Source organism: Shewanella sp. DAU305 (assembly GCF_026802235.1).
Taxonomy (GTDB): domain Bacteria; phylum Pseudomonadota; class Gammaproteobacteria; order Enterobacterales; family Shewanellaceae; genus Shewanella; species Shewanella baltica.
The window spans coordinates 1-17,644 of sequence record NZ_CP113808.1 but is presented as its reverse complement, the minus strand read 5'-3'; the positions used below and the strand labels follow the sequence as shown (position 1 = coordinate 17,644).

The following is a 17,644-nucleotide window of genomic DNA, read 5'->3' as shown; positions in this document are numbered from 1 at the left end:
GGATTTTTATATGGTTATGGCAAGTATCGGTCATGATGGCCTATATTTCTATAGGCCATCTGAACTGATTTTATTAAGGAATCATAGTGCCGTTAGTATTATTATAAGGGTCTATCAGTGACGTCACTCCTTGTGGTGCATCTAGTGTCACTGGCGCGGCATCAATAATGAGTGGGCCATTACCATTGGTACCAAGTAACCCATTAATAATTCCAGCATTATCAGTCGTTCCATATTGGCTATAGAGGTCAACCCCATCAAGCACGATATGTTGATCAGCTATGCCATCCTTATTTGCATCTATATCGATAACGGTAGAGCCACTGCTATCTAGGCTAAAGTTCAGATAGCTTTCTAACGTATTAGCCGTTTCTCCTTGGAGCAAATCACTCAGATCTAGCTTATCTTCATTTGTATTGAAGTCCACAATGTGGTCAGTGCCTTTGTCAGCATCGGCATAGCGCCACACGAAGGTATCGGCACCGCTATCACCACGCAGAACGTCATTACCAAGGCCGCCAATCAGAATGTCGTTGCCAGCACCACCAATCAAGGTATCGTTGCCAGTGCCTCCATAGAGGGTATCGTTGCCTGCTCCTCCATCTAAATAATCATTACCACCTTGACCAAAGAGAATGTCGTTACCGGCACCACCAAATAGGATGTCTGCTTTATCGTTTGCACCAGATTGGTCAAACTCGTCAGTATGTTCACTGATGTATCTGTGAACTTGGGCATCACTAGCATCAGCTAGACCGAGCTTATCGGCAACGTAAGCTTTAATAGCGGCGAAGCCTTGACCACTGATACCGGTAAAGTGTATCGCATCACCAAAGATGATATCGTCGCCAGCACCACCATCAAAACGATCTGAGCCTGGAATGGCGTTCACTTGGTCTCCAAGGATGGCCTCGGCTAGATCATCAGCATCAATATTCGTTTGAACATTACCGTCAGTGTCATAAGGAAGTAAGTCAGCCTCATCGATGTTTGCGCCCATGCCGATAGCTTGAACCGTGACGCCAAGGCCCGAGAGCAATGCAAAGCCAGCTTGGGAATTTGTAACTGTATCAGTGCTGGTGTCACTACCGTTACCAGACAAAGCATAGTACTGATAGTTACCTTGGGGATCGGGTCGCATTGCTCCAACAGGGCTCCGGCTCACGCTGTAGAAGTCGTCTACGCGGAACACATTACCATTTTCATCAATCACCACACGTCCGTTAACTGTATAGACTTGGCCGAATACGTAGCCAGTGCCGATGACTTGTGACAAGCTACGATCATTATTGTCCCACCATGTGTCGTAGACATTTGGGTTACCACCCGCATTAGCATTATAGTAGGTCGGTTTGCCGTCAGTGATAAAGAAGGCAAGATTAGTAGCCCCACTATTATTTTGGGCATCACCATTGGCGAACCAGTTGGCCGTGGTAGTGAATACATCCTCATAGTTGGTGCCGCCGCCGCGGCTCATATCATCTAATGCTTCTTGAAGAATATTCAATGCATTGGGGTCACTAAGATCTACACTGATGCTGCCCTTAGCATGAGTATCAAAATCAACCAAGAAGATGTTCACTGTGCCGCTTTGTGGGCCACCGGCACTGTCTATGAGGTTTTCCAATACCTGGGCCAACTGCAACTTCATCGTCTCTAGCGTATCAGCGTTAATACTACCGGAACTATCGACCATAAAGGCGATATTGTAGTTTTGGCCTGGCAGAATAATGCTGCCATCCAAGTCGCCAACCACAATATTGTGCTCGCTACCAAAATTGACATCTTGGTTTCCAGGTTCACCTTCAGTGCCCTTGAAGTAATCAAGGCGGATGGTATCTTCACCCGTTGCTGAATTAGTGAGATCGGTCCCTTTTTCTCTGGCAACCGCTTCTACCACCAAGTCCACCTGACCTGCATTTGCTCCGGGAACGCGAATTGTGACTCCAGTCAGCGAAGCGTCTAGTGCATTTTCAGCCCAGAGATTGCCACCAGTCCAGCCATTAGGGCCGTTGTAATCCAGCAGTAGCTTGCCATCATTGTCAGCTACACCGAGTAGCACTCCCTGGTAGAACACTTGCGTGCCAGCGGGCAAACCACTCAATTCAATGGAGTCGAGCAATTCGCTGCCGTCACGATCAGTTAGAGATGCATTGATTTCAACTGGGTAGTCAACATAGGTTGGCTGAACCATGACGAGCTGACCAGTGTTCTTGTCAAGTGTATAAATGCCGTCATCAAATTGAATGTACTCGATATCATGAAGCGCCTTAACGACGGCTGCGCCATTTTCTTTAGTTGTAAAATCAAACCAGATATCGTTTTGAGGATGATATCCACTGCCTTTGGTGATGATGTAATCGGCACGATTGCCCATCAGCACGGCAATATCAGTTCCTGTGTCACCATACAAGCCATCATGGCCTAAACCTGCAACCAGAATGTCATTACCAGTTCCGCCATAGAGTGAATCACCTTGAATATGATCGCCACCAACCAGAACGTCATTGCCGCCGTACCCGTAGAGCATATCACCGCCACCTTGTTGGCTGACAAGGTGATCATTCTTGGAGTCTGAACCCAACACTTGGTCTTGGCCGCTAGTGGTATCGGTCTTCTTAGCTTCGGTACTAAATGGCTGTTTAGTGAAATCACCACTGCGGAACTGTTCAGTTGTAATCCCTGAGCTGATAAATCCGCTGTAAAGAGGTGTGCCATTAGCGGTCAGTATCACGTCAACCAATGGTTTGTCTGCAACTGGTTGAACAGTAATATTGAGTGTTGCCGTATCTCCCGTATTAGTCGTGTATGTCACAGTTGATACATCTGATACATCGCCTGACCAATGTTGATTAGGTATAAACGTGAACTCTCCATTGGCTTGTATTAGCAAGCTACCTATGGAAAGGGCCACTGTTTGACCAGCATTGTAGCTTGTTAGTACACCGTTATGCATAACGGTAAAGCTGACGACGCTGGTATTGCTTGGATGGTCGTTGGTCAGAAGTTGGCCAGTTACTAACTGATCTTCTGGCTTGGTAAAGCTATCGTCATTCGCATAAATGACGGTAGCGGTGTCAGAGCCAGGGCCTGAGGTGTTGTTTGCTGCATCGGTCTGGGTCGCGGTGACCGTAATGCTCTGACCTTCACCTGGGGCGGTTTCAGTCCAGCTGATAACGCCCGTGGTGGCGTTGTAGCTGTAGCCTGTAGCAGGATTACCATTGGCAAACTGCAGTACTCCATCCACCAGCTTCAGTTCCACATTGGTGGCCTCGGTGCCATTGACGATAGTCAGGTTAATAGTGCCGCCTTGGGTAAGCTCAGCGTGGTTAATGTTGACCTGCAGTTGCACTCCAGCACCATTGCTGTTGATTTCAGCTTGGGTGAGCAGGCCATCACCAGGATTGCCGTCATCGACGATTAACACGGTTGGTGCATTCGGGGCCGCGGTGTCGACCCCGGCGGTATCGACGCCGGCGGTGCCGAGGTTGCCGTTTAGATCCGTATAGCTGCCGCCGGTGACAGTAACACTGGCGGTGCCAGTGAAGCCTGGGGTCGGCGTAAAGGTCGCAGTCCAATTGATGCCATCTGTGCTGCTAAGGTTGCTGAGCGTGCCGCCCACAACCACTAAGTCAGAGGCGTCAAAACCGGTGACTTTCTCACTGAAGGTGAAGGTCACTTCACTGGTTTCGCCAACCGTTAGCACGTCATCGACAATGTTAACCACGACGCTTGGGCCTTGGGTATCCACGCCTGCAGTATCACTGCCGGCGGTGCCGAGGTTGCCGTTTAGATCCGTATAGCTGCCGCCGGTGACAGTAACACTGGCGGTGCCAGTGAAGCCTGGGGTCGGCGTGAAGGTCGCAGTCCAATTGATGCCATCTGTGCTGCTAAGGTTGCTGAGCGTGCCGCCCACAACCACTAAGTCAGAGGCGTCAAAACCGGTGACTTTCTCACTGAAGGTGAAGGTCACTTCACTGGTTTCGCCAACCGTTAGCACGTCATCGACAATGTTAACCACGACGCTTGGGCCTTGGGTATCCACGCCTGCAGTATCACTGCCGGCGGTGCCGAGGTTGCCGTTTAGATCCGTATAGCTGCCGCCGGTGACAGTAACACTGGCGGTGCCAGTGAAGCCTGGGGTCGGCGTAAAGGTCGCAGTCCAATTGATGCCATCTGTGCTGCTAAGGTTGCTGAGCGTGCCGCCCACAACCACTAAGTCAGAGGCGTCAAAACCGGTGACTTTCTCACTGAAGGTGAAGGTCACTTCACTGGTTTCGCCAACCGTTAGCACGTCATCGACAATGTTAACCACGACGCTTGGGCCTTGGGTATCCACGCCTGCAGTATCACTGCCGGCGGTGCCGAGGTTGCCGTTTAGATCCGTATAGCTGCCGCCGGTGACAGTAACACTGGCGGTGCCAGTGAAGCCTGGGGTCGGCGTAAAGGTCGCAGTCCAATTGATGCCATCTGTGCTGCTAAGGTTGCTGAGCGTGCCGCCCACAACCACTAAGTCAGAGGCGTCAAAACCGGTGACTTTCTCACTGAAGGTGAAGGTCACTTCACTGGTTTCGCCAACCGTTAGCACGTCATCGACAATGTTAACCACGACGCTTGGGCCTTGGGTATCCACGCCTGCAGTATCACTGCCGGCGGTGCCGAGGTTGCCGTTTAGATCCGTATAGCTGCCGCCGGTGACAGTAACACTGGCGGTGCCAGTGAAGCCTGGGGTCGGCGTGAAGGTCGCAGTCCAATTGATGCCATCTGTGCTGCTAAGGTTACTGAGCGTGCCGCCCACAACCACTAAGTCAGAGGCGTCAAAACCGGTGACTTTCTCACTGAAGGTGAAGGTCACTTCACTGGTTTCGCCAACCGTTAGCACGTCATCGACAATGTTAACCACGACGCTTGGGCCTTGGGTATCCACGCCTGCAGTATCACTGCCGGCGGTGCCGAGGTTGCCGTTTAGATCCGTATAGCTGCCGCCGGTGACAGTAACACTGGCGGTGCCAGTGAAGGCTGGGGTCGGCGTAAAGGTCGCAGTCCAATTGATGCCATCTGTGCTGCTAAGGTTACTGAGCGTGCCGCCCACAACCACTAAGTCAGAGGCGTCAAAACCGGTGACTTTCTCACTGAAGGTGAAGGTCACTTCACTGGTTTCGCCAACCGTTAGCACGTCATCGACAATGTTAACCACGACGCTTGGGCCTTGGGTATCCACGCCTGCAGTATCACTGCCGGCGGTGCCGAGGTTGCCGTTTAGATCCGTATAGCTGCCGCCGGTGACAGTAACACTGGCGGTGCCAGTGAAGCCTGGGGTCGGCGTAAAGGTCGCAGTCCAATTGATGCCATCTGTGCTGCTAAGGTTGCTGAGCGTGCCGCCCACAACCACTAAGTCAGAGGCGTCAAAACCGGTGACTTTCTCACTGAAGGTGAAGGTCACTTCACTGGTTTCGCCAACCGTTAGCACGTCATCGACAATGTTAACCACGACGCTTGGGCCTTGGGTATCCACGCCTGCAGTATCACTGCCGGCGGTGCCGAGGTTGCCGTTTAGATCCGTATAGCTGCCGCCGGTGACAGTAACACTGGCGGTGCCAGTGAAGCCTGGGGTCGGCGTAAAGGTCGCAGTCCAATTGATGCCATCTGTGCTGCTAAGGTTACTGAGCGTGCCGCCCACAACCACTAAGTCAGAGGCGTCAAAACCGGTGACTTTCTCACTGAAGGTGAAGGTCACTTCACTGGTTTCGCCAACCGTTAGCACGTCATCGACAATGTTAACCACGACGCTTGGGCCTTGGGTATCCACGCCTGCAGTATCACTGCCGGCGGTGCCGAGGTTGCCGTTTAGATCCGTATAGCTGCCGCCGGTGACAGTAACACTGGCGGTGCCAGTGAAGCCTGGGGTCGGCGTGAAGGTCGCAGTCCAATTGATGCCATCTGTGCTGCTAAGGTTGCTGAGCGTGCCGCCCACAACCACTAAGTCAGAGGCGTCAAAACCGGTGACTTTCTCACTGAAGGTGAAGGTCACTTCACTGGTTTCGCCAACCGTTAGCACGTCATCGACAATGTTAACCACGACGCTTGGGCCTTGGGTATCCACGCCTGCAGTATCACTGCCGGCGGTGCCGAGGTTGCCGTTTAGATCCGTATAGCTGCCGCCGGTGACAGTAACACTGGCGGTGCCAGTGAAGCCTGGGGTCGGCGTAAAGGTCGCAGTCCAATTGATGCCATCTGTGCTGCTAAGGTTACTGAGCGTGCCGCCCACAACCACTAAGTCAGAGGCGTCAAAACCGGTGACTTTCTCACTGAAGGTGAAGGTCACTTCACTGGTTTCGCCAACCGTTAGCACGTCATCGACAATGTTAACCACGACGCTTGGGCCTTGGGTATCCACGCCTGCAGTATCACTGCCGGCGGTGCCGAGGTTGCCGTTTAGATCCGTATAGCTGCCGCCGGTGACAGTAACACTGGCGGTGCCAGTGAAGCCTGGGGTCGGCGTGAAGGTCGCAGTCCAATTGATGCCATCTGTGCTGCTAAGGTTGCTGAGCGTGCCGCCCACAACCACTAAGTCAGAGGCGTCAAAACCGGTGACTTTCTCACTGAAGGTGAAGGTCACTTCACTGGTTTCGCCAACCGTTAGCACGTCATCGACAATGTTAACCACGACGCTTGGGCCTTGGGTATCCACGCCTGCAGTATCACTGCCGGCGGTGCCGAGGTTGCCGTTTAGATCCGTATAGCTGCCGCCGGTGACAGTAACACTGGCGGTGCCAGTGAAGCCTGGGGTCGGCGTAAAGGTCGCAGTCCAATTGATGCCATCTGTGCTGCTAAGGTTACTGAGCGTGCCGCCCACAACCACTAAGTCAGAGGCGTCAAAACCGGTGACTTTCTCACTGAAGGTGAAGGTCACTTCACTGGTTTCGCCAACCGTTAGCACGTCATCGACAATGTTAACCACGACGCTTGGGCCTTGGGTATCCACGCCTGCAGTATCACTGCCGGCGGTGCCGAGGTTGCCGTTTAGATCCGTATAGCTGCCGCCGGTGACAGTAACACTGGCGGTGCCAGTGAAGCCTGGGGTCGGCGTGAAGGTCGCAGTCCAATTGATGCCATCTGTGCTGCTAAGGTTGCTGAGCGTGCCGCCCACAACCACTAAGTCAGAGGCGTCAAAACCGGTGACTTTCTCACTGAAGGTGAAGGTCACTTCACTGGTTTCGCCAACCGTTAGCACGTCATCGACAATGTTAACCACGACGCTTGGGCCTTGGGTATCCACGCCTGCAGTATCACTGCCGGCGGTGCCGAGGTTGCCGTTTAGATCCGTATAGCTGCCGCCGGTGACAGTAACACTGGCGGTGCCAGTGAAGCCTGGGGTCGGCGTGAAGGTCGCAGTCCAATTGATGCCATCTGTGCTGCTAAGGTTGCTGAGCGTGCCGCCCACAACCACTAAGTCAGAGGCGTCAAAACCGGTGACTTTCTCACTGAAGGTGAAGGTCACTTCACTGGTTTCGCCAACCGTTAGCACGTCATCGACAATGTTAACCACAACGCTTGGGCCTTGGGTATCCACGCCTGCAGTATCACTGCCGGCGGTGCCGAGGTTGCCGTTTAGATCCGTATAGCTGCCGCCGGTGACAGTAACACTGGCGGTGTCAGTGAAGCCTGGGGTCGGCGTAAAGGTCGCAGTCCAATTGATGCCATCTGTGCTGCTAAGGTTGCTGAGCGTGCCGCCCACAACCACTAAGTCAGAGGCGTCAAAACCGGTGACTTTCTCACTGAAGGTGAAGGTCACTTCACTGGTTTCGCCAACCGTTAGCACGTCATCGACAATGTTAACCACGACGCTTGGGCCTTGGGTATCCACGCCTGCAGTATCACTGCCGGCGGTGCCGAGGTTGCCGTTTAGATCCGTATAGCTGCCGCCGGTGACAGTAACACTGGCGGTGCCAGTGAAGCCTGGGGTCGGCGTAAAGGTCGCAGTCCAATTGATGCCATCTGTGCTGCTAAGGTTACTGAGCGTGCCGCCCACAACCACTAAGTCAGAGGCGTCAAAACCGGTGACTTTCTCACTGAAGGTGAAGGTCACTTCACTGGTTTCGCCAACCGTTAGCACGTCATCGACAATGTTAACCACGACGCTTGGGCCTTGGGTATCCACGCCTGCAGTATCACTGCCGGCGGTGCCGAGGTTGCCGTTTAGATCCGTATAGCTGCCGCCGGTGACAGTAACACTGGCGGTGCCAGTGAAGGCTGGGGTCGGCGTGAAGGTCGCAGTCCAATTGATGCCATCTGTGCTGCTAAGGTTGCTGAGCGTGCCGCCCACAACCACTAAGTCAGAGGCGTCAAAACCGGTGACTTTCTCACTGAAGGTGAAGGTCACTTCACTGGTTTCGCCAACCGTTAGCACGTCATCGACAATGTTAACCACGACGCTTGGGCCTTGGGTATCCACGCCTGCAGTATCACTGCCGGCGGTGCCGAGGTTGCCGTTTAGATCCGTATAGCTGCCGCCGGTGACAGTAACACTGGCGGTGCCAGTGAAGCCTGGGGTCGGCGTAAAGGTCGCAGTCCAATTGATGCCATCTGTGCTGCTAAGGTTGCTGAGCGTGCCGCCCACAACCACTAAGTCAGAGGCGTCAAAACCGGTGACTTTCTCACTGAAGGTGAAGGTCACTTCACTGGTTTCGCCAACCGTTAGCACGTCATCGACAATGTTAACCACGACGCTTGGGCCTTGGGTATCCACGCCTGCAGTATCACTGCCGGCGGTGCCGAGGTTGCCGTTTAGATCCGTATAGCTGCCGCCGGTGACAGTAACACTGGCGGTGCCAGTGAAGCCTGGGGTCGGCGTAAAGGTCGCAGTCCAATTGATGCCATCTGTGCTGCTAAGGTTACTGAGCGTGCCGCCCACAACCACTAAGTCAGAGGCGTCAAAACCGGTGACTTTCTCACTGAAGGTGAAGGTCACTTCACTGGTTTCGCCAACCGTTAGCACGTCATCGACAATGTTAACCACGACGCTTGGGCCTTGGGTATCCACGCCTGCAGTATCACTGCCGGCGGTGCCGAGGTTGCCGTTTAGATCCGTATAGCTGCCGCCGGTGACAGTAACACTGGCGGTGCCAGTGAAGCCTGGGGTCGGCGTAAAGGTCGCAGTCCAATTGATGCCATCTGTGCTGCTAAGGTTGCTGAGCGTGCCGCCCACAACCACTAAGTCAGAGGCGTCAAAACCGGTGACTTTCTCACTGAAGGTGAAGGTCACTTCACTGGTTTCGCCAACCGTTAGCACGTCATCGACAATGTTAACCACGACGCTTGGGCCTTGGGTATCCACGCCTGCAGTATCACTGCCGGCGGTGCCGAGGTTGCCGTTTAGATCCGTATAGCTGCCGCCGGTGACAGTAACACTGGCGGTGCCAGTGAAGCCTGGGGTCGGCGTAAAGGTCGCAGTCCAATTGATGCCATCTGTGCTGCTAAGGTTACTGAGCGTGCCGCCCACAACCACTAAGTCAGAGGCGTCAAAACCGGTGACTTTCTCACTGAAGGTGAAGGTCACTTCACTGGTTTCGCCAACCGTTAGCACGTCATCGACAATGTTAACCACGACGCTTGGGCCTTGGGTATCCACGCCTGCAGTATCACTGCCGGCGGTGCCGAGGTTGCCGTTTAGATCCGTATAGCTGCCGCCGGTGACAGTAACACTGGCGGTGCCAGTGAAGCCTGGGGTCGGCGTGAAGGTCGCAGTCCAATTGATGCCATCTGTGCTGCTAAGGTTGCTGAGCGTGCCGCCCACAACCACTAAGTCAGAGGCGTCAAAACCGGTGACTTTCTCACTGAAGGTGAAGGTCACTTCACTGGTTTCGCCAACCGTTAGCACGTCATCGACAATGTTAACCACGACGCTTGGGCCTTGGGTATCCACGCCTGCAGTATCACTGCCGGCGGTGCCGAGGTTGCCGTTTAGATCCGTATAGCTGCCGCCGGTGACAGTAACACTGGCGGTGCCAGTGAAGCCTGGGGTCGGCGTGAAGGTCGCAGTCCAATTGATGCCATCTGTGCTGCTAAGGTTGCTGAGCGTGCCGCCCACAACCACTAAGTCAGAGGCGTCAAAACCGGTGACTTTCTCACTGAAGGTGAAGGTCACTTCACTGGTTTCGCCAACCGTTAGCACGTCATCGACAATGTTAACCACGACGCTTGGGCCTTGGGTATCCACGCCTGCAGTATCACTGCCGGCGGTGCCGAGGTTGCCGTTTAGATCCGTATAGCTGCCGCCGGTGACAGTAACACTGGCGGTGCCAGTGAAGCCTGGGGTCGGCGTAAAGGTCGCAGTCCAATTGATGCCATCTGTGCTGCTAAGGTTGCTGAGCGTGCCGCCCACAACCACTAAGTCAGAGGCGTCAAAACCGGTGACTTTCTCACTGAAGGTGAAGGTCACTTCACTGGTTTCGCCAACCGTTAGCACGTCATCGACAATGTTAACCACGACGCTTGGGCCTTGGGTATCCACGCCTGCAGTATCACTGCCGGCGGTGCCGAGGTTGCCGTTTAGATCCGTATAGCTGCCGCCGGTGACAGTAACACTGGCGGTGCCAGTGAAGCCTGGGGGCGGCGTGAAGGTCGCAGTCCAATTGATGCCATCTGTGCTGCTAAGGTTGCTGAGCGTGCCGCCCACAACCACTAAGTCAGAGGCGTCAAAACCGGTGACTTTCTCACTGAAGGTGAAGGTCACTTCACTGGTTTCGCCAACCGTTAGCACGTCATCGACAATGTTAACCACGACGCTTGGGCCTTGGGTATCCACGCCTGCAGTATCACTGCCGGCGGTGCCGAGGTTGCCGTTTAGATCCGTATAGCTGCCGCCGGTGACAGTAACACTGGCGGTGCCAGTGAAGCCTGGGGTCGGCGTGAAGGTCGCAGTCCAATTGATGCCATCTGTGCTGCTAAGGTTGCTGAGCGTGCCGCCCACAACCACTAAGTCAGAGGCGTCAAAACCGGTGACTTTCTCACTGAAGGTGAAGGTCACTTCACTGGTTTCGCCAACCGTTAGCACGTCATCGACAATGTTAACCACGACGCTTGGGCCTTGGGTATCCACGCCTGCAGTATCACTGCCGGCGGTGCCGAGGTTGCCGTTTAGATCCGTATAGCTGCCGCCGGTGACAGTAACACTGGCGGTGCCAGTGAAGCCTGGGGTCGGCGTAAAGGTCGCAGTCCAATTGATGCCATCTGTGCTGCTAAGGTTGCTGAGCGTGCCGCCCACAACCACTAAGTCAGAGGCGTCAAAACCGGTGACTTTCTCACTGAAGGTGAAGGTCACTTCACTGGTTTCGCCAACCGTTAGCACGTCATCGACAATGTTAACCACGACGCTTGGGCCTTGGGTATCCACGCCTGCAGTATCACTGCCGGCGGTGCCGAGGTTGCCGTTTAGATCCGTATAGCTGCCGCCGGTGACAGTAACACTGGCGGTGCCAGTGAAGCCTGGGGTCGGCGTAAAGGTCGCAGTCCAATTGATGCCATCTGTGCTGCTAAGGTTGCTGAGCGTGCCGCCCACAACCACTAAGTCAGAGGCGTCAAAACCGGTGACTTTCTCACTGAAGGTGAAGGTCACTTCACTGGTTTCGCCAACCGTTAGCACGTCATCGACAATGTTAACCACGACGCTTGGGCCTTGGGTATCCACGCCTGCAGTATCACTGCCGGCGGTGCCGAGGTTGCCGTTTAGATCCGTATAGCTGCCGCCGGTGACAGTAACACTGGCGGTGCCAGTGAAGCCTGGGGTCGGCGTAAAGGTCGCAGTCCAATTGATGCCATCTGTGCTGCTAAGGTTACTGAGCGTGCCGCCCACAACCACTAAGTCAGAGGCGTCAAAACCGGTGACTTTCTCACTGAAGGTGAAGGTCACTTCACTGGTTTCGCCAACCGTTAGCACGTCATCGACAATGTTAACCACGACGCTTGGGCCTTGGGTATCCACGCCTGCAGTATCACTGCCGGCGGTGCCGAGGTTGCCGTTTAGATCCGTATAGCTGCCGCCGGTGACAGTAACACTGGCGGTGCCAGTGAAGCCTGGGGTCGGCGTGAAGGTCGCAGTCCAATTGATGCCATCTGTGCTGCTAAGGTTGCTGAGCGTGCCGCCCACAACCACTAAGTCAGAGGCGTCAAAACCGGTGACTTTCTCACTGAAGGTGAAGGTCACTTCACTGGTTTCGCCAACCGTTAGCACGTCATCGACAATGTTAACCACGACGCTTGGGCCTTGGGTATCCACGCCTGCAGTATCACTGCCGGCGGTGCCGAGGTTGCCGTTTAGATCCGTATAGCTGCCGCCGGTGACAGTAACACTGGCGGTGCCAGTGAAGCCTGGGGGCGGCGTGAAGGTCGCAGTCCAATTGATGCCATCTGTGCTGCTAAGGTTGCTGAGCGTGCCGCCCACAACCACTAAGTCAGAGGCGTCAAAACCGGTGACTTTCTCACTGAAGGTGAAGGTCACTTCACTGGTTTCGCCAACCGTTAGCACGTCATCGACAATGTTAACCACGACGCTTGGGCCTTGGGTATCCACGCCTGCAGTATCACTGCCGGCGGTGCCGAGGTTGCCGTTTAGATCCGTATAGCTGCCGCCGGTGACAGTAACACTGGCGGTGCCAGTGAAGCCTGGGGTCGGCGTGAAGGTCGCAGTCCAATTGATGCCATCTGTGCTGCTAAGGTTGCTGAGCGTGCCGCCCACAACCACTAAGTCAGAGGCGTCAAAACCGGTGACTTTCTCACTGAAGGTGAAGGTCACTTCACTGGTTTCGCCAACCGTTAGCACGTCATCGACAATGTTAACCACGACGCTTGGGCCTTGGGTATCCACGCCTGCAGTATCACTGCCGGCGGTGCCGAGGTTGCCGTTTAGATCCGTATAGCTGCCGCCGGTGACAGTAACACTGGCGGTGCCAGTGAAGCCTGGGGTCGGCGTAAAGGTCGCAGTCCAATTGATGCCATCTGTGCTGCTAAGGTTACTGAGCGTGCCGCCCACAACCACTAAGTCAGAGGCGTCAAAACCGGTGACTTTCTCACTGAAGGTGAAGGTCACTTCACTGGTTTCGCCAACCGTTAGCACGTCATCGACAATGTTAACCACGACGCTTGGGCCTTGGGTATCCACGCCTGCAGTATCACTGCCGGCGGTGCCGAGGTTGCCGTTTAGATCCGTATAGCTGCCGCCGGTGACAGTAACACTGGCGGTGCCAGTGAAGCCTGGGGTCGGCGTGAAGGTCGCAGTCCAATTGATGCCATCTGTGCTGCTAAGGTTGCTGAGCGTGCCGCCCACAACCACTAAGTCAGAGGCGTCAAAACCGGTGACTTTCTCACTGAAGGTGAAGGTCACTTCACTGGTTTCGCCAACCGTTAGCACGTCATCGACAATGTTAACCACGACGCTTGGGCCTTGGGTATCCACGCCTGCAGTATCACTGCCGGCGGTGCCGAGGTTGCCGTTTAGATCCGTATAGCTGCCGCCGGTGACAGTAACACTGGCGGTGCCAGTGAAGCCTGGGGTCGGCGTAAAGGTCGCAGTCCAATTGATGCCATCTGTGCTGCTAAGGTTACTGAGCGTGCCGCCCACAACCACTAAGTCAGAGGCGTCAAAACCGGTGACTTTCTCACTGAAGGTGAAGGTCACTTCACTGGTTTCGCCAACCGTTAGCACGTCATCGACAATGTTAACCACGACGCTTGGGCCTTGGGTATCCACGCCTGCAGTATCACTGCCGGCGGTGCCGAGGTTGCCGTTTAGATCCGTATAGCTGCCGCCGGTGACAGTAACACTGGCGGTGCCAGTGAAGCCTGGGGTCGGCGTAAAGGTCGCAGTCCAATTGATGCCATCTGTGCTGCTAAGGTTACTGAGCGTGCCGCCCACAACCACTAAGTCAGAGGCGTCAAAACCGGTGACTTTCTCACTGAAGGTGAAGGTCACTTCACTGGTTTCGCCAACCGTTAGCACGTCATCGACAATGTTAACCACGACGCTTGGGCCTTGGGTATCCACGCCTGCAGTATCACTGCCGGCGGTGCCGAGGTTGCCGTTTAGATCCGTATAGCTGCCGCCGGTGACAGTAACACTGGCGGTGCCAGTGAAGCCTGGGGTCGGCGTGAAGGTCGCAGTCCAATTGATGCCATCTGTGCTGCTAAGGTTGCTGAGCGTGCCGCCCACAACCACTAAGTCAGAGGCGTCAAAACCGGTGACTTTCTCACTGAAGGTGAAGGTCACTTCACTGGTTTCGCCAACCGTTAGCACGTCATCGACAATGTTAACCACGACGCTTGGGCCTTGGGTATCCACGCCTGCAGTATCACTGCCGGCGGTGCCGAGGTTGCCGTTTAGATCCGTATAGCTGCCGCCGGTGACAGTAACACTGGCGGTGCCAGTGAAGCCTGGGGTCGGCGTGAAGGTCGCAGTCCAATTGATGCCATCTGTGCTGCTAAGGTTGCTGAGCGTGCCGCCCACAACCACTAAGTCAGAGGCGTCAAAACCGGTGACTTTCTCACTGAAGGTGAAGGTCACTTCACTGGTTTCGCCAACCGTTAGCACGTCATCGACAATGTTAACCACGACGCTTGGGCCTTGGGTATCCACGCCTGCAGTATCACTGCCGGCGGTGCCGAGGTTGCCGTTTAGATCCGTATAGCTGCCGCCGGTGACAGTAACACTGGCGGTGCCAGTGAAGCCTGGGGTCGGCGTGAAGGTCGCAGTCCAATTGATGCCATCTGTGCTGCTAAGGTTGCTGAGCGTGCCGCCCACAACCACTAAGTCAGAGGCGTCAAAACCGGTGACTTTCTCACTGAAGGTGAAGGTCACTTCACTGGTTTCGCCAACCGTTAGCACGTCATCGACAATGTTAACCACGACGCTTGGGCCTTGGGTATCCACGCCTGCAGTATCACTGCCGGCGGTGCCGAGGTTGCCGTTTAGATCCGTATAGCTGCCGCCGGTGACAGTAACACTGGCGGTGCCAGTGAAGCCTGGGGTCGGCGTGAAGGTCGCAGTCCAATTGATGCCATCTGTGCTGCTAAGGTTGCTGAGCGTGCCGCCCACAACCACTAAGTCAGAGGCGTCAAAACCGGTGACTTTCTCACTGAAGGTGAAGGTCACTTCACTGGTTTCGCCAACCGTTAGCACGTCATCGACAATGTTAACCACACGCTTGGGCCTTGGGTATCCACGCCTGCAGTATCACTGCCGGCGGTGCCGAGGTTGCCGTTTAGATCCGTATAGCTGCCGCCGGTGACAGTAACACTGGCGGTGTCAGTGAAGCCTGGGGTCGGCGTAAAGGTCGCAGTCCAATTGATGCCATCTGTGCTGCTAAGGTTGCTGAGCGTGCCGCCCACAACCACTAAGTCAGAGGCGTCAAAACCGGTGACTTTCTCACTGAAGGTGAAGGTCACTTCACTGGTTTCGCCAACCGTTAGCACGTCATCGACAATGTTAACCACGACGCTTGGGCCTTGGGTATCCACGCCTGCAGTATCACTGCCGGCGGTGCCGAGGTTGCCGTTTAGATCCGTATAGCTGCCGCCGGTGACAGTAACACTGGCGGTGCCAGTGAAGCCTGGGGTCGGCGTAAAGGTCGCAGTCCAATTGATGCCATCTGTGCTGCTAAGGTTGCTGAGCGTGCCGCCCACAACCACTAAGTCAGAGGCGTCAAAACCGGTGACTTTCTCACTGAAGGTGAAGGTCACTTCACTGGTTTCGCCAACCGTTAGCACGTCATCGACAATGTTAACCACGACGCTTGGGCCTTGGGTATCCACGCCTGCAGTATCACTGCCGGCGGTGCCGAGGTTGCCGTTTAGATCCGTATAGCTGCCGCCGGTGACAGTAACACTGGCGGTGCCAGTGAAGCCTGGGGTCGGCGTAAAGGTCGCAGTCCAATTGATGCCATCTGTGCTGCTAAGGTTGCTGAGCGTGCCGCCCACAACCACTAAGTCAGAGGCGTCAAAACCGGTGACTTTCTCACTGAAGGTGAAGGTCACTTCACTGGTTTCGCCAACCGTTAGCACGTCATCGACAATGTTAACCACGACGCTTGGGCCTTGGGTATCCACGCCTGCAGTATCACTGCCGGCGGTGCCGAGGTTGCCGTTTAGATCCGTATAGCTGCCGCCGGTGACAGTAACACTGGCGGTGCCAGTGAAGCCTGGGGTCGGCGTGAAGGTCGCAGTCCAATTGATGCCATCTGTGCTGCTAAGGTTGCTGAGCGTGCCGCCCACAACCACTAAGTCAGAGGCGTCAAAACCGGTGACTTTCTCACTGAAGGTGAAGGTCACTTCACTGGTTTCGCCAACCGTTAGCACGTCATCGACAATGTTAACCACGACGCTTGGGCCTTGGGTATCCACGCCTGCAGTATCACTGCCGGCGGTGCCGAGGTTGCCGTTTAGATCCGTATAGCTGCCGCCGGTGACAGTAACACTGGCGGTGCCAGTGAAGCCTGGGGTCGGCGTAAAGGTCGCAGTCCAATTGATGCCATCTGTGCTGCTAAGGTTGCTGAGCGTGCCGCCCACAACCACTAAGTCAGAGGCGTCAAAACCGGTGACTTTCTCACTGAAGGTGAAGGTCACTTCACTGGTTTCGCCAACCGTTAGCACGTCATCGACAATGTTAACCACGACGCTTGGGCCTTGGGTATCCACGCCTGCAGTATCACTGCCGGCGGTGCCGAGGTTGCCGTTTAGATCCGTATAGCTGCCGCCGGTGACAGTAACACTGGCGGTGCCAGTGAAGCCTGGGGTCGGCGTGAAGGTCGCAGTCCAATTGATGCCATCTGTGCTGCTAAGGTTGCTGAGCGTGCCGCCCACAACCACTAAGTCAGAGGCGTCAAAACCGGTGACTTTCTCACTGAAGGTGAAGGTCACTTCACTGGTTTCGCCAACCGTTAGCACGTCATCGACAATGTTAACCACGACGCTTGGGCCTTGGGTATCCACGCCTGCAGTATCACTGCCGGCGGTGCCGAGGTTGCCGTTTAGATCCGTATAGCTGCCGCCGGTGACAGTAACACTGGCGGTGCCAGTGAAGCCTGGGGTCGGCGTAAGGTCGCAGTCCAATTGATGCCATCTGTGCTGCTAAGGTTGCTGAGCGTGCCGCCCACAACCACTAAGTCAGAGGCGTCAAAACCGGTGACTTTCTCACTGAAGGTGAAGGTCACTTCACTGGTTTCGCCAACCGTTAGCACGTCATCGACAATGTTAACCACGACGCTTGGGCCTTGGGTATCCACGCCTGCAGTATCACTGCCGGCGGTGCCGAGGTTGCCGTTTAGATCCGTATAGCTGCCGCCGGTGACAGTAACACTGGCGGTGCCAGTGAAGCCTGGGTCGGCGTGAAGGTCGCAGTCCAATTGATGCCATCTGTGCTGCTAAGGTTGCTGAGCGTGCCGCCCACAACCACTAAGTCAGAGGCGTCAAAACCGGTGACTTTCTCATTGAAGGTGAAGGTCACTTCACTGGTTTCGCCAACCGTTAGCACGTCATCGACAATGTTAACCACGACGCTTGGGCCTTGGGTATCCACGCTGCAGTATCACTGCCGGCGGTGCCGAGGTTGCCGTTTAGATCCGTATAGCTGCCGCCGGTGACAGTAACACTGGCG

4 protein-coding genes are annotated in these 17,644 nt (G+C 55.1%); all 4 read right to left on the bottom strand.

What is annotated here, in order from left to right; genetic code table 11:
- Positions 1-73 precede the first annotated feature (73 nt).
- The 4 genes from OX890_RS00020 to OX890_RS00005 are packed head-to-tail and all read right to left on the bottom strand — an operon-like array spanning position 74 to position 17,566.
- Entirely contained in the window at positions 74-15,193 is a 15,120-nt protein-coding gene (locus tag OX890_RS00020) for an Ig-like domain-containing protein (RefSeq protein ID WP_327238052.1), read from the bottom strand.
- Positions 15,166-17,100, bottom strand: a complete 1,935-nt coding sequence (locus tag OX890_RS00015) for an Ig-like domain-containing protein (protein ID WP_268649892.1) — start codon at positions 17,098-17,100, stop codon at positions 15,166-15,168. Before OX890_RS00015 ends, OX890_RS00020 begins: the two co-directional genes overlap by 28 nt.
- Entirely contained in the window at positions 17,019-17,393 is a 375-nt protein-coding gene (locus tag OX890_RS00010; RefSeq protein WP_268649891.1) for an Ig-like domain-containing protein, read from the bottom strand. Before OX890_RS00010 ends, OX890_RS00015 begins: the two co-directional genes overlap by 82 nt.
- The gene (locus OX890_RS00005; protein ID WP_268649890.1) at positions 17,312-17,566 is read right to left on the bottom strand and encodes an Ig-like domain-containing protein; all 255 of its coding nucleotides are present in this window, start codon (positions 17,564-17,566) and stop codon (positions 17,312-17,314) included. Before OX890_RS00005 ends, OX890_RS00010 begins: the two co-directional genes overlap by 82 nt.
- Positions 17,567-17,644: the final 78 nt, after the last annotated feature.